This window comes from Acinetobacter sp. CY81, from assembly GCF_059515925.1.
Window position 1 is genome coordinate 129,333 of record NZ_JCAKNC010000006.1, and the last position, 25,712, is coordinate 155,044.

Sequence of the window (25,712 nt, forward strand, 5' to 3'; positions counted from 1 at the left end):
GCTGTGACTTAAATTCCATCATATCACTGAAACTAACGAACATGATTTTCCCATAAAAGTTTTACTATTGATTCTCTAAAAATTAGGTTGGATAGAAATGACTTTTAATAATTCTAATGTCTAATTTTAAAAAACTTACTCTTAGTCAATAAAAGCACAAATGTCCTTTAATGATATGAATCCAGTTTTTGAAGAAAAATAGTACTTTAAATTGTCTAACAATTTATGGATTAGGCATAATTTGCACATTAAAAAGGACTTTTTTGCACATTGTAATACTCATATTTGACTTAAATTTTATCAAAAGGATAATTCAGTCACACATAGTTGTGTAGCTGAATTTAATATTTAGTTAAGTAGAGTATTTGTCATGCTATTCACTCAGCCTATAAAAAAAATATCTAAAGTGTTTTCTGGTCCAAAATTTGATCCAGCAAAACAGTCTAAAATTATTCCTATTCGTCATATGAAATTTGATTTTGATCCGAAGTTGATCGATCCAAAATTTTTTATGAATGCTGAGTTGGCTAGTGCATATTTCGCGTCATTATCAATTTTCCTCACCTTAGGTGAGGACCTAGTCATTGATACAGCTCGATACCATCGCGACTTTATTCAGGATCCTTTACTCAAACAGCGTGTAACCTCTCTGATTGGCCAAGAAGCGATTCATTCTAAAATGCATGAGGAAATGAACGAAGCTTATAAAGATATTGATTTGCCTGTTCAATTCTTCCGTTTCTTGGCGCATTACGTTTTCGAATATGGTTTCAATCGTCTACCTCAGCCAATGAAGTTGTCTTTGATGGCAGGGATTGAACATTTCACCGCAGTGCTCGCTGAATATATGATGAATCACGAAGAAATTTTCTTTAGATCTCAAGATGAAAAGCAACGTGCGATTTGGATGTGGCACATGCTTGAAGAGTCTGAGCATAAAGATATTGCTTATGACGTATTCCAAACACTTTCGGATAATTACTTGCTTCGCGTTGCTGGTTTCTTTCCAGCTTTGATTACCATTCTTGTGCTGATCTCTGCTGCATCTACAATCGTTCCGTTTTATCGTAAACCAAGTAATTTGGTGAGTTTGAGTTACTGGAAAGATATTCCACGTAGTTTTAGTTTGATTTTTGGTTTGAAAGATGGTGTTTACGGGAGTTCGATTAAGCATATCTTTGATTATTTACGTCCTGATTTCCACCCGAATGATCATGATACTTCTGAATTCCTTGCTTACTATAAAGAAAAATTACTTCATCCTGAAACTGGCGTGTTGACACCATTTTTTGTGAAAGAATTTACGCCAGCCTTACGTAGTTAATGGATTTATCCGCGTTAATTAACTTATAAATATAAAAAGGAAAAGTGAAGATGGGATTGTTTTCAAAAAAAGTGAAGCCAAGTCAAAACGCTTATGCGGTTGTGACTGGGGCGGGAAGTGGGATCGGTCGAAGTTTTGCTATGGAGTTAGCCAAACGAGGTGGACAGATCGTTTGTGCAGATATTAATTTGGCTGCCGCTGAAGAAACTGTGCAGTTGATTCAATCTGAGACAGGTCAAAAAGCCTTTGCAGTGAAATGTGATGTCGGGCTTAAAGAAGAAGTCCAGGCACTTTCTGAGCAAGCTGAAACATTATTAAATCATCCTGTATCACTGGTGATTAATAATGCAGGTGTTGGATTAGGTGGTCGTTTTGATGAGGTCTCTTTAGAGGATTGGCAGTGGTGTATGCATGTCAATCTTTGGGGGGTGATTCATGGTTGTCATTATTTTGTTCCAAAGTTTAAGAAACAAGGTTTTGGTGCCATCATCAATGTGGCTTCAGCGGCAGGATATACAGCTGCACCTGAAATGACTGCTTATAACGTCACTAAATCAAGTGTATTGGCGCTTTCAGAAACACTTTCTGCTGAACTCTATCCAGACAACATTCGTGTCAATGTGCTGTGTCCAACTTTAGTACCAACGAATATCATGAAAAATGGACGCTTACCTTCAAAGTATTCAGGTCTTGCTGATGATTTGCTTCAAAACCATGCTTTCGTGACCAGTGATCAAGTTGCACAAAAAACTTTGAATAATTTAGATGCAGGAAAGCTTTATACGATTCCTCAGCCTGATGCAAAACTCTTTTGGCTGATGAAGCGTGCTTCACCAACGCTCTATGCAAAAGTATTGGGTGTGGGCTATCCATTATTTAAAAAATACGTGAAATAAGCATGTTGCAACGTGTATTAAAAATAAGTTTTAGAATAGATTTAAAAGGGCATAATTATGTCGAATCAAAAAACAGTAAAGTCAAAGTTGGTGGTGGCTGAAAAACAGCGAGAACAAGCTAAAAAAGCTGATTTAGAAACAAGTAGTGTTGTAAAGAAAGTAAATGAAAATTCAAGTTCTGATAGTCAAAATGAGCAAGTTATTGTTCCATCGGTTCAAAAGTCAGATGTACATATATATGACACCATTGTTGTGGGGGCTGGTATCTCTGGTATCGCTGCTGCATATAAAATGAATCAAGCGGGTTATCACGACTATGTTGTACTTGAAAAAGCTGATCGTGTGGGTGGTACATGGCGTGATAATAACTATCCAGGGTGTGGTTGTGATGTACCTTCCGCTTTATATTCTTTCTCTTTTTCGCCGAGTCATAAGTGGAGTCACTTATTTGCAAAGCAGCCTGAGATTCTCAGCTATTTGGAAGATGTGGCTGCGAAATTCGATTTAAACAAAAAGATTGAATTCAATAATGAGTTGGTCAGTGCTAAATGGGATCAGGCTCAAGGCATTTGGAACTTGGAAACATCGAAAGGTTTATACAAAGCCAAAACGGTGATGTTTACTACAGGGCCGATCACTGAGCCATCAATGCCTAAGGTAAAAGGGATTGAAACATTTAAAGGTGAGATGTTCCACTCCGCACGTTGGAATCATGACTATGATTTAAAGGGTAAGCGTGTTGCTGTGATTGGGACAGGAGCATCTGCAATTCAATTTATTCCACAAGTGCAACCACTTGCGAGTGAGTTGTTTGTTTTTCAGAGAACTGCACCTTGGGTATTGCCTAAAGCAGATATGGATTTAAATGATACTGCGAAAAATATTATTAAACGTTTTCCTGTGATTCAGAAAACTTGGCGTAGTAGTATCGCGCAAATTCTGAATGGGATTAATTTTGGATTACGAAACCCTAAGACTTTAAAGCCAGTGAATGTTCTGAGTCGTCAGCTTTTAAAATTACAGATTAAAGATGATCAATTACGCAAAGATGTCACGCCAAATTTTGATATTGGCTGTAAGCGCTTACTTTTTGCAAATAACTATTATCCAGCTTTACAGCAAAATAACGTTAGCCTCATTCCGCATGGCTTGGTTGAAATTGATGGGAATACAGTAGTTTCAGCCAATGGTGAGCGCCATGAAGTTGATGTAATTATTTGGGGGACTGGTTTTGAAGTTTCACATCCCCCAATTGGTAAGCGTGTATATGATGTTGAAGGTAAATTACTTGCAGATCGTTGGAAAGACTCATCTCCAGAGGCTTATTTGGGAACGAGTATTGAAGGTTTACCAAATGCATTCTTGGTGCTTGGTCCAAATATTTTGGTTTATGACTCATTCATTGGAATTGCTGAAGCTCAAATTGGCTACATCGTTGATGGCTTAGTCAAAATGAAATCGCAAAAGATTAAACAACTGGTGATTAAAAAAGAGGTCATTGCGAAACACAATCATTTGGTACAAAAGCATCTTAAAACAACGGTGTTTAATGCTGGAGGATGTAAGAGTTATTATCTGGATGCGAATGGACGTAACTTTGCTGCATGGCCTTGGTCACTTAAAGAACTGAGAAGCCGTTTGAAGAAAATGGATTTGGATCATTATTATCAAGCTTCATAATTGTTGATAAATGAATATTGTTAAGTGAATAATGAAGCCTCAAGTGTGATTCGCTTGAGGCTTTAATATTACTCTTAATGTCTTTTTTACAGATGTGTTCTAAAGTTTAATTTAGAAAATCATACAATAAAAAAACCACCCAATTGGGTGGTTTTTTTGTCAACTTATGCCGTTCGAATTAACGAGCGATATCGCGTTGAGTTTCGCCAGTGTAAAGCTGACGTGGACGACCGATTTTGTAAGGAGCGCTGTGCATTTCTAACCAGTGGCTGATCCAACCAACTGTACGTGCAAGAGCGAAAATTACAGTGAACATAGCAGTCGGGATACCAATCGCTTTAAGGATGATACCTGAGTAGAAGTCTACGTTCGGGTAAAGGTTACGCTTGATGAAGTATTCATCAGAAAGAGCGATACGTTCAAGTTCCATAGCAAGTTCAAGCTGTGGATCGTTGATGCCAAGAGCAGCAAGAACTTCATCACAAGTTTCTTTCATTACTTTCGCACGTGGATCGAAGTTTTTGTAAACTCGGTGACCGAAGCCCATAAGTTTAACTTCTTTAGTTTTCACTTTTTCCATGAAGCCAGCAACGTTTTCTACAGAGCCGATTTCATCAAGCATAGTAAGTACAGCTTCGTTTGCACCACCGTGAGCAGGGCCCCAAAGTGCAGAGATACCAGCAGCGATACATGCATACGGGTTAGCACCAGTAGAACCAGCTAAACGTACAGTAGATGTAGACGCATTTTGTTCGTGGTCAGCGTGAAGTGTGAAGATGCGATCCATTGCTTTAGCAAGGATAGGATCAACTTTGTAATCACGGTCAGCAGGCGTAGCAAACATCATGTGAAGGAAGTTTTCAGCGTAGTTCAAGTCGTTACGTGGGTAAACAAACGGTTGACCGATTGTGTACTTGTAGCTCCAAGCCGCTAAAGTAGGAATCTTCGCGATTAAACGGATCGCAGTGATTTCACGGTGATCAACGTTTTCGATGTCTAAGCTGTTGTGATAGAACGCAGATAAAGCACCAACAACACCAACCATGATCGCCATTGGGTGAGCATCACGACGGAAACCATTGTAGAAACGGCTAACTTGGTCGTGAACCATAGTGTGATTACGTACTTTAGCGTCGAATTCTTCTTTTTGCTCAGCTGTTGGAAGCTCGCCATTTAATAATAAGTAGCAAGTTTCTAAGTAATCAGCTTTAGTCGCTAATTGGTCGATTGGGTAGCCACGGTGTAAAAGAACACCTTCATTACCATCGATAAAAGTGATTTTTGATTCACAAGCCGAAGTTGACATAAAACCAGGGTCATAGGTGAAATGACCTTCTTTTAAGATGCCACTAACGTCAATTACATCTGGGCCCAATGTGCCGCTGTAAATTGGTAAGTCAATTTCTTTGCCAGCGAGCTGTAAAACGGCTTTTTTGCCAGTTGCTTCAGACATTCAATCGATCTCCTGTCCTGGTGAATGTATATCCGTCCCGAAATAATCTATGTTTTTATCGAGAGGATGGTTTCAAATTTGCTTTAAGATTAGTGAGTAGCCAAAAAAAGTCAATTATACTTATGGATAAAAATGACAGTCTTGAGTTGCTGTAACAGTGGACAGCCAAACTACAATTCAATGTGCAATCACTAGTGCCGCAGTATAATAAGTCAAATTTATCAATAGGTGCATAAAAAAAACCGCGTTAACGGGTATATTTTGTCGTTTTAAATCGTTCTAAGCTCATTTATTTATAAGTTTTATAGATATATTGTCTGTATTGAGATCAACGTGTAGTGTCTAATTTGTTGATTTCAGGCGTGATAGTTATAAAGTTAAAACAGATGACCTGATTGAAATATTTATTTGCACTTTTAACAGTGAGGTCTCAGAACGAATGCATTGTAAAGCATTGCTTGGGTTGTTTCGGTTTTTAGGCGTATTAAAGTAAAGAGAATAATTAAAATAGACCTAATTTTAAACGGTTTAAAATAAGAACTTAAAAGTTGAAAGCGATGGATATAATTAAGAGTAAAAATAAATTAAAAATCTTATTCATTCATTTTTTAAATATACATTACAAAAGAATGTAATAATCTAAGTGATATGTTTTATATTGTTGATATATATCATTTTAATATTTATTTATAGCTGAAATATTGGTTGTTATTGTTCTTTAGTCTATAGCAGGACAGGTAGGAGTAATAAGGTGTTCTTGATTGAATAATTAAGAAAAATCATTTTAGAAATAATAACTTATGATTATTTTTTTAAAATAGGCAAGGGCGGTTTTAGGTATTATAGATGTAAATGATTCTTATTACTAAATATTTTAACTTAAGTCTGGTAGAGGGGTGTTTGTAATTTGGTAGCTCACGTTTTATAATTCCGTGTCGTATAAATGATTAGGTACTCGCTTACCTAGCTAGGCCAGCTTTCCTTCGAACTAATTCCAACAAACTCCGGATGGAGTTTTTACTTACAGGATGCCCGCTGTGAAAAGCAACAGACCTGTCAATTTGTCCATGGGTCAAGTTTTAGACGTAAACTTAAAATCCCCTGTGGCTATTGCATCAATTCTACACCGTCTTTCTGGTGTCATCGTATTTTTACTCGTACCGGTACTTTTATGGATTTTAGACAAGTCATTGTCTTCTCCTGAAGGTTTTGCGCAAGTTCAAGAAATCATGAATGGTTTTGTAGTGCGCTTTATCGTATGGGTATTTGTAGCCGGCCTTATTTTCCACTTCGTTGCAGGTGTTAAGCATTTACTTGCTGACGTTGGCGTAGCTGAAGAGCTAGAGAGTGGTCGTCTTGCATCTACTATCGCATTAATCTTGTCTGCAATCGGTATTGTTGCAGCATTTGTATGGATCGTACTCTAATGAAAAGTGCTACAGGCTTTACAGGTTCAGGTTCACGCGATTGGTTTATTCAACGTGTAAGTGCTGTTGTTCTGGCTGTTTATACTGTTGTTATTTTGGGTTGGATCCTATGTAACAGCGGATTTAGCTACGAGCAATGGTATGGCTTCATGATGACAACTCCAATGAAGATTATGTCTTTATTGTCAGTCTTATCTCTTGTTGCGCATGCATGGATCGGAATGTGGCAAGTTTTCACGGATTACGTGACGACTCGCGCAATGGGTCCAGTTGCAAATGGTTTGCGTATGGTACTGACTTCAGCAGTGATTATTGCTGTATTGGCATATGCAATCTGGGCGATCCAGATTTTTTGGGCGAATTGATAGGAAACAATCATGGGCGCTATAAACCCTAAAGAAGATTACACAAATATTCCACACGAAACTTTCGATGCTGTCATCGTTGGTGGTGGTGGTTCAGGTATGCGTGCTTCTTACCAACTTGCTCAAGCTGGTTTGAAAGTTGCGGTATTGACAAAAGTATTCCCAACTCGTTCGCACACTGTTGCAGCGCAGGGTGGTATTGGTGCATCTCTTGGTAATATGCAAGAAGATAACTGGCACTATCACTTCTACGATACTGTAAAAGGTTCGGACTGGTTAGGTGACCAAGACGCAATCGAGTTCATGACTCGTGAAGCGCCTCAAGTTGTTTATGAACTTGAACACCTAGGTATGCCATTTGACCGTAACGCAGACGGTACGATTTACCAACGTCCATTCGGTGGTCACTCTGCAAACTACGGTGAAAAAGCTGTGCCACGTGCATGTGCTGCTGCCGACCGTACGGGTCACGCACTTCTTCATACGCTTTATCAAAGCAACGTGAAAATGGGTACTCAATTCTTCGTAGAGTGGATCGCGCTAGATCTTATTCGTAACGAAGCTGGTGATGTACTTGGTGTAACGGCAATTGACCAAGAAACAGGTAAAATTGCAGTATTCCAAGCAAAAGCTACATTGTTCGCTACTGGCGGTGCTGGTCGTGTTTACCGTGCATCTACAAACGCATATATCAATACTGGTGACGGTCTTGGTATGGCGGCTCGTGCAGGTATTCCGTTGCAAGATATGGAATTCTGGCAGTTCCACCCAACAGGTGTTGCGGGCGCAGGCGTATTGTTGACTGAAGGTTGTCGTGGTGAGGGTGCAATCCTTCGTAACGATTCAGGTGAGCCGTTCATGGAACGCTATGCTCCGACGCTTAAAGACTTGGCTCCACGTGACTTCGTATCACGTTCAATGGACCAAGAAATTAAAGAAGGTCGTGGTTGTGGTCCTAAGAAAGACTACATCTTACTTGATATGACGCACTTGGGTGCTGAAACGATCATGAAACGTCTTCCATCTGTATTTGAGATTGGTAAGAAATTCGCGAACGTGGATATTACTAAAGAGCCAATTCCAGTAGTGCCAACAATCCATTATCAAATGGGTGGTATTCCTACGAATATTCATGGTCAAGTTGTTGTTCCTGAATCTCGTGAAACTACGGCTTTTGCAGCGCATTACGATAAAGATGCTGATGTGTATTCACACAATGCAGGCGATCGTAACTTCACTAAGCCAGTGAAAGGTTTCTATGCAATTGGTGAGTGTTCATGTGTATCTGTACACGGTGCAAACCGTTTAGGTACAAACTCACTTCTTGACTTGGTTGTGTTTGGTAAGGCTGCTGGTGAGCACATTATCGATTACGTAACTAAGCATCATGGTGATGAATATTCACCATTACCTACAACTGTTTTAGAGCAGACTGTTGCACGTATCCGTAAGTTGGATGAGTCAACTGAAGGTGAGAATGCTCAAGACGTTGCTGATGCAATTCGTGATATCGTACAAGATCATGCAGGTGTATTCCGTACCACTGAATTGCTTGAAAAAGGCGTAAGAGAAATCCTTGCGATCGAGCCACGTGTTCGTAACATCCTGTTGAAAGACAAATCTAAAGTCTTTAACACAGCACGTATTGAAGCCTTAGAAGTTGAAAACTTGTATGAAGTTGCTAAAGCGACGTTGATTTCAGCTGCAGCTCGTAAAGAATGTCGTGGTGCGCATACAGTGGTAGATTTCGAATTACCACCAGATCACCCAACTTATTCTTACGGTCGTCGTGATGATGAGTGGATGAAGCACACATTATGGTTCTCTTCAGACAACCGTCTAGAGTATAAACCAGTGCGCTATAAACCGTTATCGGTTCAAGCTATTCCACCTAAACCACGTACGTTCTAATTAGGAGAAGTAAGATGAGTAGAGGTACTCGTACATTTAATATCTACCGCTACGATCCTGATAAGGATAAAGCACCGTACATGCAAACTTTTAAGCTTGAGTTGACTGATAAGCACCGTATGTTGCTTGATGCACTTCTTGCATTAAAAGTACAGGACGAATCTTTAACGTTCCGTCGTTCATGTCGTGAAGGTATTTGTGGTTCTGATGGTGTAAACATCAATGGTAAAAATGGTTTGGCGTGTCTTTGGAACCTAAACGATTTACCAGAAGTGATTACTGTACGTCCATTGCCAGGTTTGCCAGTGGTAAAAGATTTGGTTGTTGATATGAACCAATTCTATGATCAATACGATAAAATTCAGCCGTTCCTGATCAATAACCAGCCTGCGCCACCTAAAGAGCGTTTACAGTCTCCAGAAGAACGTGAACATTTAGATGGTTTATACGAATGTATTCTTTGTGCATGTTGTTCAACTTCATGCCCATCATTCTGGTGGAACCCTGATAAATTCTTAGGTCCATCTGCTTTATTGAATGCATACCGTTTTATCATCGATTCTCGTGATACGGCAACTCAAGATCGTTTATCTCGTCTTGATGACCCATTCTCGTTATTCCGTTGTAAAGGCATTATGAACTGTGTGTCTGTTTGTCCTAAGGGTCTAAATCCTACGAAGGCAATTGGTCATATCCGTAACATGATGTTTGATCAAGCTGGTTAATCTTAGCTTGTAAAAAGGCACACTTCGGTGTGCTTTTTTTTATCCATATTTTAGTTCAATAAAAAATCAAGCGTGTAATTGGCGTGATAAAAATCGATTGATCGAAATAGCTTCAATAATGCAGGAAATAAAAGCGTAAGTGTTTTAAGTTGAGTGTTTAGAGTCTGTATTTATATTGAGGAGATGTTAATATATTTGTCGTAAAAACTGTGTAGTGTCTGCAGAGTAAAATCCGTGTTAGTCTTTAGTCTAATTCGGTGGTGAAAATTGAAGAATTTGCGATAATGCTCTGTAGATTAACGCATAATTTTTTTAATGTATTTCGCTAATTTATGAATAGTATGTGTCAATTAAATCAATAGTAATTTTACGGTATGATAGAATTGAACAGTTTATAATTGCTAAAAAACCAGTCAATTATGTACATTTATTCAACATATTGAGGTTTTTTCAACGCAAAAAACTATTAATAATGGGGTAAATTAGAGTTGTCTTAGAAAATATAAGATTTTTACTTATTTTTTCTAAGCCAATTTGCAAAAAAAATTGCTCGATTTTGGTCGAGTATATAGGAGTCATAATACGATTGAGCGTGTTATGGCTCGTTGTTTGTGTCGGATGATATCTGATACTACTCACGCCCCATGGTCATGTGTGCCAGATGGGTGAATGTCAATTTACCGATTTGGCATTATCAATCATGGGAGAGCTTAAAAAGCTCCCTGTAATGTTTTGCAATAGGAAATGGGTCCACAAATGCAAGAAGTTGCTGACGCTCTGCGTCTTGACACTGAACTTTCCGCTGACAGTGCAGCGTATATTGAAGAACTTTATGAACAGTATTTAACAGCACCAGATTCAGTTGGTGCTGATTGGCAAGAATACTTCGGTAAATTCCCAAAGGGTGATCAGCCTCATAGCAACGTACGCGAGCAATTCCTATTACTCGGTCGTAATTCAAACCGTGTTCAACCTGTTGTTCAAAGTGCTGTAAGCTCTGAGCATGAGCGTCGTCAGATTGGTGTATTACAACTGATTGCTGCATACCGTAACCGTGGTCATCAAAAAGCAAAATTAGATCCACTTGGTTTGGCTAAGCGTGAGCATGCTTACGATTTAGAGTTAGATGCACACGGTTTAACTCAATCTGATTTGGATACAGTTTTCAATACCGGTAATCTTGCAATCGGTAAAGAAGAAGCAACTTTAGGTGAAATGATTCAAGCAATGGAAGCAACTTACTGTGCTTCAATTGGTGTTGAATACATGCACATTGTTGATACCAAAGAAAAACGTTGGATTCAACAACGTCTTGAAGGTGCTAAGGGTCAATTCGGTTTCACTGCTGAACAGAAAAAACACGTCTTAGAACGTTTAACAGCAGCTGAAGGCCTTGAGAAATTCTTAGGTAATAAATACGTTGGTGCTAAACGCTTTGGTGTGGAAGGTGGCGAATCTTTCATTCCTATGGTTGATGCTGTTATTCAACGTGCAGGTTCTGTAGGTTGTAAAGAAGTTGTGATCGGAATGCCACACCGTGGTCGTCTGAACCTTCTTGTTAATATCATGGGTAAAAACCCAGCAGATCTTTTTGGTGAGTTCGAAGGTAAGAGCTTACATAAAAAGGGTTCTGGTGATGTTAAATACCACCAAGGTTTCTCTTCAAATGTCATGACATCAGGTGGCGAAGTTCACTTGGCATTGGCGTTTAACCCATCACACTTAGAAATCGTTGGACCAGTAGTAGAAGGTTCTGTACGTGCTCGTCAAGTTCGTCGTAAAGACATTGGTGGTGATGACGTATTACCTGTAATTATTCACGGTGATGCAGCATTTGCAGGTCAAGGTGTGAACCAAGAAACCTTCCAAATGTCACAAACTCGTGGTTATACAGTAGGTGGTACAGTTCATATTGTTGTGAATAACCAAGTTGGTTTCACGACATCTGATCCACGTGATGCACGTTCTACAGAATACTGTACAGACATTGCAAAAATGATTCAGGCTCCAATTTTCCATGTGAATGGTGATGATCCAGAGTCAGTATTATTTGTTGCTCAATTGGCACATGATTTCCGTCATACATTCCGTAAAGATGTTGTGATTGATATGTTCTGCTACCGTCGTCGTGGTCATAACGAAGCCGACGAGCCGGCAGCAACTCAGCCAATGATGTACCAAGTCATCAACAAAAAAACGACAACTCGTACACTTTATGCAGACCAATTGGTTCAGCAAGGTGTTCTTGATCGTGCAGCTGCTGATGCGATGGTTGAACAATATCGTTCTGATTTGGAAGCAGGTAAGCACGTTGCAAATGCGCTTGTACTTGAGCCAAATAAGAAAATGTTTGTTGATTGGACTCCTTACTTAGGTCATGACTATACAGACGAGTGGGATACATCTTTCCCAATCGAACGCTTAAAAGAGCTTGGTACGAAAATGCGTCAATTGCCTGAAGGCTTTGTGATGCAACGTCAAGTGTCTAAAGTGATTGATGATCGTTTGAAAATGCAAACAGGTGAAATGCCGTTGAACTGGGGTGCTGCAGAAGTTTTAGCTTATGCAACTATTCTAGATGATGGTTTCCTTGTTCGTTTGACAGGTGAAGACGTTGGTCGTGGTACATTCTCACATCGTCATGCAAAATTGCATAACCAAGTAGATGGTTCGACTTATATTCCGCTTTGTCACATCAAAGAAAACCAACCACGTACTGCAATTTATGACTCATTGTTGTCTGAAATGGCAGTATTGGCGTTTGAATACGGTTACGCGACGACTCTTCCTAAGAGTTTGATTATTTGGGAAGCGCAATTCGGTGACTTCGCAAACTGTGCACAAGTCGTAATCGATCAGTTCATCGCTTCTGGTGAAACGAAGTGGGAGCGTGTGTGTGGTTTAACGATGCTTCTTCCGCACGGTTATGAAGGTCAAGGTCCTGAGCATTCTTCAGCACGTTTAGAGCGTTTCTTACAGCTTTGTGCAGAAGACAATATGCAAGTGATTACACCGACAACGCCTGCACAGATTTTCCATGCAATGCGTCGTCAAGCACTTCGTCCAATTCGTAAGCCAATGATCATTACTTCTCCGAAGTCATTGCTTCGTCACAAGCTTGCAACTTCTACTTTAGAAGAATTAGCGAATGGTTCATTCCAAACTGTGATTGATGAGATTGATAACATCAACAAGTCGGACGTATCACGTTTAGTGCTTTGTGGTGGTAAGGTTTATTACGATTTACTGGAAAAACGTCGTGAAAACGAGTTGAACAACACTGCGATCGTTCGTGTTGAACAATTATATCCGTACCCTGAAGCTCGTCTTGCAGAAGTTCTTGCTCAATATCCAAACGTTAAAGAATTGGTATGGGCTCAAGAAGAACCGAAGAACCAAGGCGCGTGGTTATTTATTGCTCCTCGTTTATACGAAGGTGTAATAAAGTCTGGTCAACATATTCAAATTAGTTACGCAGGTCGTGAAGCTTCTGCTGCACCAGCTTGTGGTTCACCTTATTTGCATGCAAAACAACAAGCTCAGCTCGTAAATGACGCATTGGCGATCGTAGCTGAACAATCAGGAGATTCTAAATAATGGCAACCGAAATTAAAGCACCGGTATTTCCAGAGTCAGTTGCAGATGGAACAATTGCAACTTGGCACAAACAACCAGGTGAAGCTGTATCACGTGATGAAGTGATCTGTGATATTGAAACTGATAAAGTTGTTTTAGAAGTTGTTGCGCCTGCAGACGGTACAATTGCATCTATCGTTAAAAACGAAGGTGACACTGTTCTTTCTAATGAGGTGATTGCTCAGTTTGAAGAAGGTGCTGTATCTGGCGCTGCTCAAACTCAAGCAGTTCAATCTGAAGCAAAAGTTGAACAAGCTGCTGCGGTAACTGAAGCAGGTGCTGCACCTGTTGTTGAACGTGCTCAAGTTGCTGATCAAGCTCCAGCTGTACGTAAAGCTTTGACAGAGTCAGGTGTTGCTGCAAGCGATGTTGCTGGTACTGGTCGTGGTGGTCGTATCACTAAGGAAGATGTTGCGAATCATCAAGCTAAACCAGCTGCTGCACCATTAAGTGTTGCTGTAGGTGAGCGTGTTGAAAAACGTGTTCCGATGACTCGTCTTCGTAAGCGTGTTGCTGAACGTCTGCTTGCAGCGACTCAAGAAACTGCAATGTTGACAACGTTTAACGAAGTGAACATGAAACCAATCATGGACATGCGTAACCAATATAAAGATGCTTTTGAAAAGCGTCATGGTGCACGTCTTGGCTTTATGTCATTCTTTGTTAAAGCTGCAACTGAAGCGCTTAAACGCTACCCAGCTGTAAATGCATCTATTGATGGTGAGGATATCGTTTACCACGGTTTCTACGATATTGGTGTTGCCGTTTCATCTGAACGTGGTTTAGTAGTTCCTGTTCTTCGTGATACAGACCGTATGAACTATGCAGAAGTTGAAAATGGTATCCGTGCATATGCAGGTAAAGCACGTGACGGTAAATTAGGTATCGAAGATATGACTGGCGGTACGTTCACTATTACAAATGGTGGTACTTTCGGTTCATTATTATCTACTCCGATTCTAAATACACCACAAACAGCGATTTTGGGTATGCATAAAATCCAAGAACGTCCAATGGCTGTAAATGGTCAGGTAGAAATTCTGCCAATGATGTACTTGGCTCTTTCTTATGACCACCGTTTAATCGATGGTAAAGAAGCAGTAGGTTTCCTTGTAACAATTAAAGAATTGTTAGAAGAACCAGCTCGTCTAATCCTTGATCTTTAATATTTCAGAATAAACTTGATGGGCTTAGGGTGATCCTCTAAGCCCATTTTTGGAGATACACATGTCTCAATTTGATTTAGTTGTAATCGGTGGTGGACCAGGTGGTTATGAAGCGGCAATTCGTGCGGCTCAACTTGGTTTTAAAGTTGCTTGTATCGAAAAACGTATTCATAAAGGCAAGCCGTCTTTAGGTGGTACGTGCTTAAACGTGGGTTGCATTCCATCTAAAGCATTGCTTGATTCTTCTCATCGTTACGAAGATACAGTTCAGCATTTAGATGACCATGGTATTACCACGGGTGAAGTGAAGTTTGATCTTACAAAAATGCTTGCTCGTAAAGACAAAGTTGTAGATCAATTGACTGGTGGTGTTGCTCAGTTGCTTAAAGGCAATGGCATTGAATGGTTACAAGGCACAGGTAAATTGCTTGCAGGTAAAAAAGTTGAATTTACACCTTTAGATGAAGGTAGTATTCAAGTTCTTGAGCCGAAGTATGTCATTCTTGCAACTGGTTCTGTACCTGTAAATATTCCAGTAGCGCCTGTTGATCAAGACATTATCGTTGATTCTACTGGTGCATTAGAATTCCAAGAAGTGCCTAAGCGTTTAGGTGTGATTGGTGCTGGTGTTATTGGTCTAGAGCTTGGTTCGGTTTGGCGTCGTCTTGGTGCAGAAGTTGTTGTATTTGAAGCAATGGATGCATTCTTACCAATGGCTGATAAAGCATTGGCTAAAGATTATCAAAAGCTTTTGACTAAACAGGGTCTAGACATCCGTGTAGGCGCTAAAGTTGCGGGCACTGAGGTTAATGGCCGTGAAGTAACTGTTAAGTATACGCAAGGTGGCGAAGACAAAACTCAAATTTTTGATAAATTAATCGTTTGTGTAGGTCGTCGTGCATACGCTGAAGGTCTATTGGCAGATGATTGTGGTATTAAACTCACTGAACGTGGTCTAGTTGAAGTTAATGATTGGTGTGCAACTTCTGTTGAAGGCGTATACGCAATTGGTGACTTGGTACGTGGTCCAATGCTTGCACATAAAGCAATGGAAGAAGGCGTAATGGCTGTTGAACGTATTCACGGTCATGCTGCACAAGTTAACTACGACACCATTATTTCTGTAATTTACACACACCCTGAAGCGGCTTGGGTAGGTTTAACAGAAGAGCAAGCGAAAGAAAAAGGTCATGAAGTTAAAACTGGTCAATTCGGTTTTGCTGTAAATGGTCGCGCTTTAGCTGCTGGTGAAGGTGCTGGTTTTGTTAAATTTGTTGCTGATGCAAAAACTGACCGTTTATTGGGTATGCACGTAATTGGACCTGCTGCGTCTGATATCGTTCATCAAGGTATGATCGCACTTGAGTTTGTATCATCTATTGAAGATCTTCAATTAATGACATTTGGTCATCCAACGTTCTCTGAAGTCGTTCATGAAGCTGCTTTAGCAGTGGATGGACGAGCGATTCACGCAATTCAGCGTAAACGTAAATAATTTAAAAAAGAGCGGCTCCGGCCGCTCTTTTTGCATTTGATGGTTGTTTTTGTATGAATAATCATCTAAAACTAATAATACAAAATTAAATAATTGCTGATACTTATCGTGATGGAAGTTTAAGTATTAGTGGATCATAAAAACGTGAAAAGTAGTAAAAGGTAAAAAAATGAATCTACACGAATATCAAGCGAAATCGCTGTTAAAAAAATATGGAATGCCAGTTCAAGAAGGGATTCTTGCAACCAATGCTGATGAAGCAGTCGCTGCTTTTGAACAACTCGGTGGTAAGTTTGCCGTCATGAAAGCGCAGGTCCATGCAGGTGGTCGTGGTAAAGCGGGTGGTGTTAAAGTCGCAAAATCAAAACAAGAAGTTGCAGATTATGCAAATTCTATTATTGGTACCAATCTTGTGACGTACCAAACTGACGCGAATGGTCAGCCTGTTAACAGTCTTTTAATTTGCGAAGATGTTTATCCTGTAGAACGTGAGCTTTATCTAGGTGCGGTAGTTGATCGCTCGAGTCGTCGTGTCACTTTTATGGCATCAACTGAAGGCGGCGTTGAAATTGAAAAAGTTGCAGAAGAAACTCCTGAAAAAATTATCAAAGTTGAAGTCGATCCATTGGTTGGATTGCTTCCTTTTCAAGCACGTGAAGTTGCATTTAAGTTAAATTTAAAAGATGGTCAGATTAATCAGTTTGTTAAAGTCATGACTGCAGCTTATGAAGCTTTTATTGAAAATGACTTTGCTTTATTTGAAATTAATCCACTTTCTGTTCGTGAAAATGGCGACATTTTATGTGTAGATGCGAAAGTCGGTATAGATTCGAATGCACTGTATCGTTTACCTGAAGTGGCTGCGATGCGTGATAAGTCTCAAGAAAATGAGCGCGAGTTAAAAGCATCTGAATTTGACCTGAACTATGTAGCTTTAGAAGGCAATATTGGTTGTATGGTGAATGGTGCTGGTCTGGCAATGGCAACGATGGACATCATTAAGTTATATGGTGGACAACCAGCAAACTTCTTAGATGTAGGTGGTGGTGCGACTAAGGATCGTGTGATTGAAGCTTTCAAAATTATTTTGTCAGATAGTACTGTCGAAGCAATTTTAATTAACATTTTTGGTGGGATTGTACGTTGTGACATGATTGCTGAAGCAATTATTGCGGCGGTTCAAGAAGTAAATGTGACTGTACCTGTTGTTGTGCGTTTAGAAGGTAATAACGCGGAATTGGGTGCAAAATTACTTGATGAATCAGGTCTTAAATTAATTTCTGCATCAGGTTTAGCGGATGCTGCAGAAAAAGTTGTTGCCGCAGTGAAAGCATAAGGAGTATCAATCATGAGCGTATTAGTAAATAAAGACACCAAAGTATTGGTACAAGGTTTCACAGGAAAAAACGGAACGTTCCATTCAGAGCAAGCATTGGCTTACGGCACAAAAGTTGTGGGTGGTGTAACGCCGGGCAAAGGTGGTCAACAGCATTTAAATCTACCTGTATTTAATACGATGAACGAAGCTGTAAAGGAAACAGGTGCGGATGCTTCTGTGATTTATGTTCCTGCTCCATTTGTACTTGACTCTATTGTGGAAGCTGTAGATTCAGGTATTGAGCTTATTGTAGTAATTACTGAAGGTGTTCCAACTCTAGATATGCTTAAGGCAAAACGTTACCTTGAGACCTATGGTAATGGCGCACGATTGATTGGACCAAACTGCCCAGGTATTATTACGCCGGGCGAATGTAAGATCGGGATTATGCCGGGTCATATTCATCAGCCTGGCAAAATTGGTATTATTTCACGTTCTGGTACCCTGACTTATGAAGCAGTGGCTCAAACTACTAAACTCGGTTTAGGTCAATCTACGTGTATTGGTATCGGGGGAGATCCGATTCCAGGGATGAATCAAATTGATTGCTTAAAGTTATTCCAAGAAGACCCACAAACGGAAGCAATCATCATGATTGGTGAAATTGGTGGTACTGCGGAAGAGGAAGCTGCAGAATTTATTCAATCGAATGTAACTAAGCCAGTAGTAGGTTATATTGCGGGAGTGACTGCACCTAAAGGAAAACGTATGGGGCATGCCGGTGCAATTATTTCTGGTGGACAAGGTACTGCAGAAGAGAAATTTGCTGCTTTCGAGCGTGCAGGTATGGCTTATACACGTAGCCCAGCTGAGTTGGGTTCTACCATGTTACAAGTACTAAAAGATAAAGGTCTTGCTTAACCTTTTTGATTTATAAAAAAGCCTCCTTTTAGGAGGCTTTTTTTATGTCTAAAGATATTAACAAAATAAATAATAATTATTTATATAATTCTTAATAAGAATTTAATTAATTTAATTTGTGTTATTTACTAAACTTAACAATCTTATTTGATATTTGTTTTTATTAAATGATTGTGCGAATATAAATCAAAATAAAGTATATATAATATTAAATAATGCAAACAGAATCACATTATTAATATTATAATAATACCAAATCACATATATTTAAATTTGGGTGGCAATATGAGCACAATTACAACCATATCGAAATCTTCACATGCAATTACTTATGAAACAAGCGATACAACGGTTTCATTATATGAAAATTCAGTGGTGGTTATTAATCGCTCTAAGGATGATGTAGTTAAAATATCCAGAAATGGTAATGCTGCTGAAATCATTTTTAAAAATGGTGATTTAATAATAATAAATAATTATTTTAGTGATGATAATAAATCGGATAATAGTATTGTATTCCAGGATGATGATGGGCAATTATATTGGGCTCAGTTTACTGATGGCTCGGGTAACATTTTAAAAACAATTGAATATAATTTGCTCGAAAATGTCGACCCTCTTTTATATGATGAATTTAATCCAAGTATGCTACTGCCATGGGCTGCTGGTGGTGCCGCAGTTGGTGGTACAGCTATAGCTGCATCTAACCAAAATGGAAAAAATGAAACGTCCACAAACTCAGCGCCTGAAACTGAAAATAATGGTGAGGGACCATCAGGTAAACAACCGATCACGGGTGGCGACCAAACAGCACCTGATGCACCGGTGGTGACTGAAAACAACAAAGAAGGTCTTGAAGGTACAGGTGATGCTGGTGACACGATTGTGATCACCGATTCAGAAGGCAACACCGTGACCACGACGGTGAACCCAGATGGCACATGGGACATCGAACCGAATCCATTGAACCCAGGCGAAACGGGCACGATTGAAGCGATTGACCCAAGTGGCAATGGTTCAGGCGAACAACCGATCACGGGTGGCGACCAAACGGCACCTGATGCACCGGTGGTGACTGAAAACAACAAAGAAGGTCTTGAAGGTACAGGTGATGCTGGTGACACGATTGTGATCACCGATTCAGAAGGCAACACCGTGACCACGACGGTGAACCCAGATGGCACATGGGACATCGAACCGAATCCATTGAACCCAGGCGAAACGGGCACGATTGAAGCGATTGACCCAAGTGGCAATGGCTCAGGCGAACAACCGATCAAGGGTGGCGATCAAGTTGCACCAGATGCACCTGTTGTGACAGAAAACAACAAAGAAGGCATCGAAGGTACGGGTGAAGCAGGTGACACGATTGTAATCACCGATTCAGAAGGCAACACGCTCACAACGACAGTGAAACCAGATGGCACATGGGACATCGAGCCGAATCCACTGAACCAAGGCGAAACGGGGACAATTGAAGCGATTGACCCAAGTGGCAATGGCTCAGGCGAACAACCGATCAAGGGTGGCGATCAAGTTGCACCAGATGTACCCGTTGTGACAGAAAACAACAAAGAAGGCATCGAAGGTACGGGTGAAGCAGGTGACACGATTGTAATCACCGATTCAGAAGGCAACACGCTCACAACGACAGTGAAACCAGATGGCACATGGGACATCGAGCCGAATCCACTGAACCAAGGCGAAACGGGGACAATTGAAGCGATTGACCCAAGTGGCAATGGCTCAGGCGAACAACCGATCAAGGGTGGCGATCAAGTTGCACCAGATGTACCCGTTGTGACAGAAAACAACAAAGAAGGCATCGAAGGCACAGGCGATGCAGGTGACACGATTGTGATCACTGATTCAGAAGGCAACACGCTCACAACGACAGTGAAACCAGATGGCACATGGGACATCGAGCCGAATCCACTGAACCAAGGCGAAACGGGCACGATTGAAGCGATTGACCCAAGTGGCAATGGCTCAGGCGAACAACCGATCAAGGGTGGCGATCAAGTTGCACCAAATGCACCGGATGCTGTCATCAATACAGACGGTACCGTGGTGAGTGGTAAAGCGGAGCCGAACAGCAGCATTGAAGTCAAAGATGCGGCAGGCAAAGTGATTGGTACTGGCACGACGGATGCCTCAGGTAACTTCAGCGTCAATGTCAGTCCAGCGGTGACCGATGGTCAAACTGCAACAGTCACAGCGACAGATGCTGCGAAGAACACGTCAGCGACAGACACGGTGATCGGTGGTAAAGACACGATCGCACCAAATGCACCGGATGCTGTCATCAATACAGACGGTACCGTGGTGAGTGGTAAAGCGGAGCCGAACAGCAGCATTGAAGTCAAAGATGCGGCAGGCAAAGTGATTGGTACTGGCACGACGGATGCCTCAGGTAACTTCAGCGTCAATGTCAGTCCAGCGGTGACCGATGGTCAAACTGCAACAGTCACAGCGACAGATGCTGCGAAGAACACGTCAGCGACAGACACGGTGATCGGTGGTAAAGACACGATCGCACCAAATGCACCGCAGTTAATGTTGGACGAAGATACTGGTATTGGTGGTGATGGGATAACGAGTAACGGAATAATTAATGTTAGTAATTTAGAAGAAAATGCAATTTGGCAATATAGTACTGATGGAGGAAATACCTGGAAGTTTGGAACGGGTAATAGTTTTATGTTGGCTGAAGGTATTTATTTACAAGATTTAGTACAAGTAAAGCAGACTGACCTTGCTGGAAATAGCACAATAACAACCATGGCACCAATGGTAATAGATAAAACTGCACCAAGCTTGACAATTGACGACGTTCTAACAAATGTTAGTAAACCAATAATTACAGGAACTGTTGAAGATGGTGAAAATCCTGTAACTGAGTTAACAGTAAAGGTAGAAATAAGAGATGCGGAAGGTGATTTAGTAGAAACAGGCGCGGCTACTGTAAATGCAGATGGATCATGGAGTTATATTCCAAAGTTAGATATAGCTGATGGTAATTATTTTGTAGAAGTTTCAGCTACAGATCTTGCGAACAATACGAGCACAGATACAGGTGGTTTAGCTATTGATACCACACCACCAGCATTACTCACCATTGATTTTAATGACACGGGTCTATTTGATGATGATGGAATTACTTCAGATGGTGTAATTAAGCTGTCTAATTTCGAAGCGAATTCAATTTGGTTTTATAGTTTAAATGGTGGAAACACTTGGATTCAGGGTGAAGGTAAGGGGTTTGTAATACCTGAAGGGGTTTATGTTGAAGATGCTATTCAGATCAAACAAACTGATTCTTTTGGAAACTCTACTACACAAGCGATTGAAGTTTATAAAGTTGATAAAACAGCACCTGAATTTCCAACTGCTACTCTTGCATTTGATACAGGTAGTTCAGCTACAGATGGTAAAACCTCAAATGGTTTGATTAATGTGACGGATTTAGAATCAGGTAGTACTTGGAAATATAGCTTAGACGGTGGTCTAAATTGGGTTGAAGGTACAGGTACAACATTTACGTTACTTGACGGTAGTTATACTGCTGGTCAAATTCAAATTGAGCAAAAGGATATTGCTGGGAATACAAGTATTTTCCGTTTGGGTGAAATCATTGTTGATCAAACATTATCAACACCAGTTTTATCCATAAAAGATCTTGGTTCTAATACTAGTGATAATCTTACTTCAGATCCAAAAGTTTATGTATCTGATATTGAAGCAGGATCTGTTTGGGAATACAGCTTAGATGGAGGACAGACGTGGACACTTGGTACAGGTAATTCATTTGAAGCTGGCTTATTCGGGCAAAATACATCTTATAGTTCAAATCAAATTCAAGTTAAACAAACTGATGTCTATGGAAATGAACGTATTGGAAAATTAAGTAATGCTGTTACTTTCGACACATTACGACATCAACTTGATATGAAATTATCTGATGATAGTGGTTCTATAAAGAATGATTTTATTACAAATAATGGTGAAGTGACTGTATCAAACTTACCGATTGATTTGGATTATTGGCAATATTCAGTTAAAGGAAGTGAGTTTATCAACGGCACAGGTAATTCATTTGTATTACCAGAAGGAGTGTATGAAGATAGTGATATACAAATTGTTATGTTTGATAAGGCAGGCAATAAATCTGCGATATGGAATGCAGAAACATGGGTTGTTGATACTACTCCTCCAGTATTAAAAATAGATGCTTTACCTGCCGGATATATTACAAGTTCCCCAGTTTTTGAAGGAACAGGAAATTCTGGCGATATAGTTACAGTAACTATATCGAGTGGATCAAATCCTCAGTTAGTAACAGCCATTGTCGATGCTTCGGGAAAATGGAGTGTGACTTCACCAAAGTTAGATAAGGGTAGTTATACTGTAGTTGCAAGCACTGAAGATCTCGCTGGTAACACTACGACTGTAGCGGGATCTAATAAAATCATTATTGATCTTCCACACAGCACAATTATGATGTTTAGAGATAATGGTGCAGATAAAAATGATGGGATTACTGATGATGGTCAAGTCGGAATTGCTGGATTAGATGATTCTAAAACTTGGGAATACTCAATAAATGGTGGTAATACTTGGAAACAGGGTACTGGCACTTCGTATCAGATAACTCTTCCTGATGGGTATTATCCTGACGGTAGTGTACTGATTAGACAACCTAATATTCTTAATGATTACTTCGTATATGATTTTTTTGGAATTCACACAGTTGACAGTTTTATTTTGCCAGCGATTTTAAAACTTGAATCAGATACTGGCAATTCTAACAGCGACTTTATTAGTAGCATTGGAAACGTAATTGTATCTAATATTGAACCTGGGGCTAGTTGGGAATATACCCTAGATGGAGGGAAGAGTTGGAATCTTGGTATAGGGTCAAGTTTTATTATTCCAGAAGGACAATATTCCGCTAAGACGATATCAGTTAAACATACAGATATTGCAGGGAATTGGATTAAAACAGATATGGGTGCGATTACGATTGATAAATCTATTAGTACGCCTCTCATTACATCAGTGACCGACAATGTATCTGGTGCAACGAGTAATGAAGATGATCTTCTAGACAGTAGCCAGTTTGATAGTAGTGGTCGCGTTTGGACAAATGATACTACGCCAACATTTGTCGGTACTGGTGAAGCTGGAAGCATCATGTATGTTTACTATCGTAATGATAATACAAGTGATGTAGGTCAAATTTATGGTTCTACTACTGTAGATGCGAATGGTAATTGGACGATAACATCCGCAGTAGGATTGAATGGAAGTGCTACGGCTGGCAATAAATATGAGTTCTATGCTAATCAGGTTGACAAAGCAGGGAATGAAGGGCGTGGTGTTGTTTTAGATATTGCAGTAGATACGGTTCAGGACAGTTTCTGGAATGACACTTTATATCAAACGGGAACGATATTTAGCTGGCAAACCCCATCTCCTATTGATGGGAAAACATTACGTATTTACGGTGCTAATGGGAATACGGATACACTTACCAGTCTTCATGTGAAAGATTCGACAGGTAAAGTTGTTGAAAATGTAACATTTACGTTAAGTGGTGATAATCGCATTATTGTGAAGTTGCCAGATAACTTCAAAGGGTCGTATACAGTACATAATCCTAGTGGTTCATATTATGATTTGGCAGGTAATGTAAACGCAACTTCTATTGGAAATTGGTTTAATGCCAATGCTCCAACGGTCAATCAGGTTGGAGATAATGTAGGGGCTGTAACAACAACTAATGTATCAAATGGTGGAAGTTTAGATGATGCAACTCCAACATTTGTCGTAAATATTCCTGCTACTGCTCAGGGCTCAAACACAATAACTTGGAATAAGGTTAATGTGAAAGTGGATGGTGTGGTAGTCGATACAATTTTAATTAATCAAGCAAGTGGCACTGTGTTATGGACGCCAAAAACTGCATTGTCTAAAGGAGAGCATACAGTTGCGTTTAGTTTAGCTGGTACATTAAGTACTGGGGCTAAATACGAGTCGACATTCTCAAATGACTATAAAGTGAATGTCACTGGTAATGCGATGGTGAATTCATGGAATGTAAATAAGCCAGCGAGCAAAGTGGTTAATATTACAAGCCAAGATGCAACTGTAGATACTAATAAAGTTGATTTTACTGGGATGCTTAAGACGGACAGTACAACTACGGATAAGAATTTTTCGAATAGCTTTATTCTCGAGAAATTTAGTAGCGCAACTTTAAACTATACGATTTACGTGGATCCTGATTGGCCTACGAGTGGTGCTAATTATTTAGCGAATAGTATTGTTCAGAAAAAAGTAAATGGTTCGTGGGTGGATGTTACTAATTATACTTATGCGTTGGCCGGAAGCTCATGGGGTGATTCTGGTAGCATTAATGTGACTTTAAGTTTTGCTAATAACCAAAGTGTAGATGGAGAGTATAGACTCAAGTTAGAAACCTCTAATACAGGAACTGCTACTAGCTATGATAAAAATGCAGTCTTTGAATTAAGAAACATTGTTTATACAGTTAAACCTTATCAATTAAGTGATATACCTGCTGATAAAGGAGCTATCTATGGCGTTGATGGAAGCTTATTGCCAGTTGGTAAAACTGGTGCTGATTATGAAATATGGATTAAAACTAAGACTGGTATGCAGCAGGTCACTACTGATGCTAAAACGACATTTAATTTAACGAATGCACTATTTCATATTGATAAAAATGGTGTATTTAATTTCGACCCTGTGAATGATCTGAATAACGTTGGGAAGATTGATGGGTTTGAATATAAGCTTATTGATAAGGTTACTCGTTTAGAAACGACCCATACTCAGGAAATAGAAATTAGAGCTGATGGTGTAATTATGAACTATGGCCAAAATGCAGATACTGGAACAGGTTCACTTACAGGCACTTCTGCCTCTGATGTTATGATTAGTCGTGGCGCAAATGAGACGATTTCGGGCGGTTCAGGCCAAGATTGGCTTGTGTACAATGTACTTAAGTCATCTGATGCAACGGGTGGTAATGGTAGTGATATTTGGACAGATTTCAATAAAGCTTCACTTGAGAGTGCATGGGATATTATTGATATAAGTAACCTCTTATCTGGACAAGGTGTTACTTCAGAAAATATTGGTCAATATGTCACAGTAGAATCTGGAACAAACACAGTGATTAAAATTGATCGTGATGGGGCTGGTGGAACACACAGTAGTACAACATTAATCACATTAAATAATGTGAATACTACGCTCGATGATTTACTCAAAAATGGTCAATTACACTTTTAAGTAGTAGAAAGAAAAAGAGAACCTTCGGGTTCTCTTTTTTGCGACCTTATAAATGAAAAAGGTTTATTAAGTCAT

Annotated in this window: 13 protein-coding genes and 1 pseudogene; 13 read left to right on the plus strand and 1 reads right to left on the minus strand. The window is 39.9% G+C overall.

Features of this window, described 5'->3' with window-relative positions; all coding sequences use genetic code 11:
- The first annotated feature begins 370 nt into the window (after window positions 1–370).
- From AC5YDM_RS09230 to AC5YDM_RS09240, 3 genes are read left to right on the plus strand one after another with little or no spacing between them, the layout of a single operon-like run.
- Window positions 371–1,324 carry a metal-dependent hydrolase gene (locus AC5YDM_RS09230; protein WP_496151813.1) on the plus strand — a complete coding sequence of 318 codons (954 nt, stop codon included), beginning with the start codon at window positions 371–373 and terminating at the stop codon, window positions 1,322–1,324.
- Window positions 1,325–1,374: 50 nt separating this feature from the next.
- A complete protein-coding gene (locus tag AC5YDM_RS09235; protein WP_496151814.1) occupies window positions 1,375–2,220 on the plus strand; it encodes an SDR family NAD(P)-dependent oxidoreductase in 846 nt (281 codons plus the stop codon).
- A gap of 57 nt (window positions 2,221–2,277) precedes the next feature.
- Entirely contained in the window at window positions 2,278–3,900 is a 1,623-nt protein-coding gene (locus tag AC5YDM_RS09240) for a flavin-containing monooxygenase (RefSeq protein ID WP_496151815.1), read from the plus strand.
- A 178-nt stretch (window positions 3,901–4,078) separates the two neighbouring features.
- Here the strand turns inward: AC5YDM_RS09240 and gltA are convergent, their stop codons facing one another.
- Window positions 4,079–5,353 carry a citrate synthase gene (gene gltA, locus AC5YDM_RS09245; protein ID WP_496151816.1) on the minus strand — a complete coding sequence of 425 codons (1,275 nt, stop codon included), beginning with the start codon at window positions 5,351–5,353 and terminating at the stop codon, window positions 4,079–4,081.
- 1,028 nt (window positions 5,354–6,381) lie between these two features.
- Between gltA and sdhC the strand changes: the two genes are divergently transcribed.
- From sdhC to AC5YDM_RS09295, 10 genes and pseudogenes are all read left to right on the plus strand, one after another.
- Complete coding sequence (sdhC, locus tag AC5YDM_RS09250) at window positions 6,382–6,780, plus strand: succinate dehydrogenase, cytochrome b556 subunit (protein ID WP_496151817.1); 399 nt, start codon at window positions 6,382–6,384, stop codon at window positions 6,778–6,780.
- On the plus strand, window positions 6,780–7,145 hold the full coding sequence (sdhD, locus tag AC5YDM_RS09255) for a succinate dehydrogenase, hydrophobic membrane anchor protein (protein WP_496151853.1): 366 nt from the start codon (window positions 6,780–6,782) through the stop codon (window positions 7,143–7,145). The genes sdhC and sdhD overlap by 1 nt, the downstream gene beginning before the upstream one ends.
- Window positions 7,146–7,157: 12 nt before the next feature.
- The gene (gene sdhA, locus AC5YDM_RS09260) at window positions 7,158–9,056 is read left to right on the plus strand and encodes a succinate dehydrogenase flavoprotein subunit (RefSeq protein ID WP_496151818.1); all 1,899 of its coding nucleotides are present in this window, start codon (window positions 7,158–7,160) and stop codon (window positions 9,054–9,056) included.
- Between the two features lie 14 nt (window positions 9,057–9,070).
- Entirely contained in the window at window positions 9,071–9,781 is a 711-nt protein-coding gene (locus AC5YDM_RS09265) for a succinate dehydrogenase iron-sulfur subunit (protein WP_496151819.1), read from the plus strand.
- A gap of 756 nt (window positions 9,782–10,537) precedes the next feature.
- The gene (locus AC5YDM_RS09270; protein WP_496151854.1) at window positions 10,538–13,378 is read left to right on the plus strand and encodes a 2-oxoglutarate dehydrogenase E1 component; all 2,841 of its coding nucleotides are present in this window, start codon (window positions 10,538–10,540) and stop codon (window positions 13,376–13,378) included.
- Window positions 13,378–14,583, plus strand: a complete 1,206-nt coding sequence (odhB, locus tag AC5YDM_RS09275) for a 2-oxoglutarate dehydrogenase complex dihydrolipoyllysine-residue succinyltransferase (RefSeq protein ID WP_496151820.1) — start codon at window positions 13,378–13,380, stop codon at window positions 14,581–14,583. The genes AC5YDM_RS09270 and odhB overlap by 1 nt, the downstream gene beginning before the upstream one ends.
- 61 nt (window positions 14,584–14,644) lie before the next feature.
- Window positions 14,645–16,078 (plus strand): dihydrolipoyl dehydrogenase, encoded by a 1,434-nt coding sequence (gene lpdA, locus AC5YDM_RS09280; protein ID WP_496151821.1) that lies wholly within the window; start codon window positions 14,645–14,647, stop codon window positions 16,076–16,078.
- A gap of 166 nt (window positions 16,079–16,244) precedes the next feature.
- Window positions 16,245–17,414 (plus strand): annotated as a pseudogene (sucC, locus tag AC5YDM_RS09285) (ADP-forming succinate--CoA ligase subunit beta); the annotation flags it as partial.
- A 12-nt stretch (window positions 17,415–17,426) separates the two neighbouring features.
- Window positions 17,427–18,317 (plus strand): succinate--CoA ligase subunit alpha, encoded by an 891-nt coding sequence (gene sucD / locus AC5YDM_RS09290; RefSeq protein ID WP_496151822.1) that lies wholly within the window; start codon window positions 17,427–17,429, stop codon window positions 18,315–18,317.
- A gap of 285 nt (window positions 18,318–18,602) precedes the next feature.
- Complete coding sequence (locus AC5YDM_RS09295; RefSeq protein ID WP_496151823.1) at window positions 18,603–25,637, plus strand: Ig-like domain-containing protein; 7,035 nt, start codon at window positions 18,603–18,605, stop codon at window positions 25,635–25,637.
- The last annotated feature ends 75 nt before the right edge of the window (window positions 25,638–25,712 follow it).

What these genes read in the sequence shown, in the direction of transcription:
- AC5YDM_RS09230 (WP_496151813.1), top strand. Translation starts at nt 371, where the DNA reads ATGCTATTCACTCAGCCTATAAAAAAAATATCTAAAGTGTTTTCTGGT.
- AC5YDM_RS09235 (WP_496151814.1), top strand. Translation starts at nt 1,375, where the DNA reads ATGGGATTGTTTTCAAAAAAAGTGAAGCCAAGTCAAAACGCTTATGCG.
- AC5YDM_RS09240 (WP_496151815.1), top strand. Translation starts at nt 2,278, where the DNA reads ATGTCGAATCAAAAAACAGTAAAGTCAAAGTTGGTGGTGGCTGAAAAA.
- gltA (WP_496151816.1), bottom strand. Translation starts at nt 5,353, where the DNA reads ATGTCTGAAGCAACTGGCAAAAAAGCCGTTTTACAGCTCGCTGGCAAA.
- sdhC (WP_496151817.1), top strand. Translation starts at nt 6,382, where the DNA reads ATGCCCGCTGTGAAAAGCAACAGACCTGTCAATTTGTCCATGGGTCAA.
- sdhD (WP_496151853.1), top strand. Translation starts at nt 6,780, where the DNA reads ATGAAAAGTGCTACAGGCTTTACAGGTTCAGGTTCACGCGATTGGTTT.
- sdhA (WP_496151818.1), top strand. Translation starts at nt 7,158, where the DNA reads ATGGGCGCTATAAACCCTAAAGAAGATTACACAAATATTCCACACGAA.
- AC5YDM_RS09265 (WP_496151819.1), top strand. Translation starts at nt 9,071, where the DNA reads ATGAGTAGAGGTACTCGTACATTTAATATCTACCGCTACGATCCTGAT.
- AC5YDM_RS09270 (WP_496151854.1), top strand. Translation starts at nt 10,538, where the DNA reads ATGCAAGAAGTTGCTGACGCTCTGCGTCTTGACACTGAACTTTCCGCT.
- odhB (WP_496151820.1), top strand. Translation starts at nt 13,378, where the DNA reads ATGGCAACCGAAATTAAAGCACCGGTATTTCCAGAGTCAGTTGCAGAT.
- lpdA (WP_496151821.1), top strand. Translation starts at nt 14,645, where the DNA reads ATGTCTCAATTTGATTTAGTTGTAATCGGTGGTGGACCAGGTGGTTAT.
- sucD (WP_496151822.1), top strand. Translation starts at nt 17,427, where the DNA reads ATGAGCGTATTAGTAAATAAAGACACCAAAGTATTGGTACAAGGTTTC.
- AC5YDM_RS09295 (WP_496151823.1), top strand. Translation starts at nt 18,603, where the DNA reads ATGAGCACAATTACAACCATATCGAAATCTTCACATGCAATTACTTAT.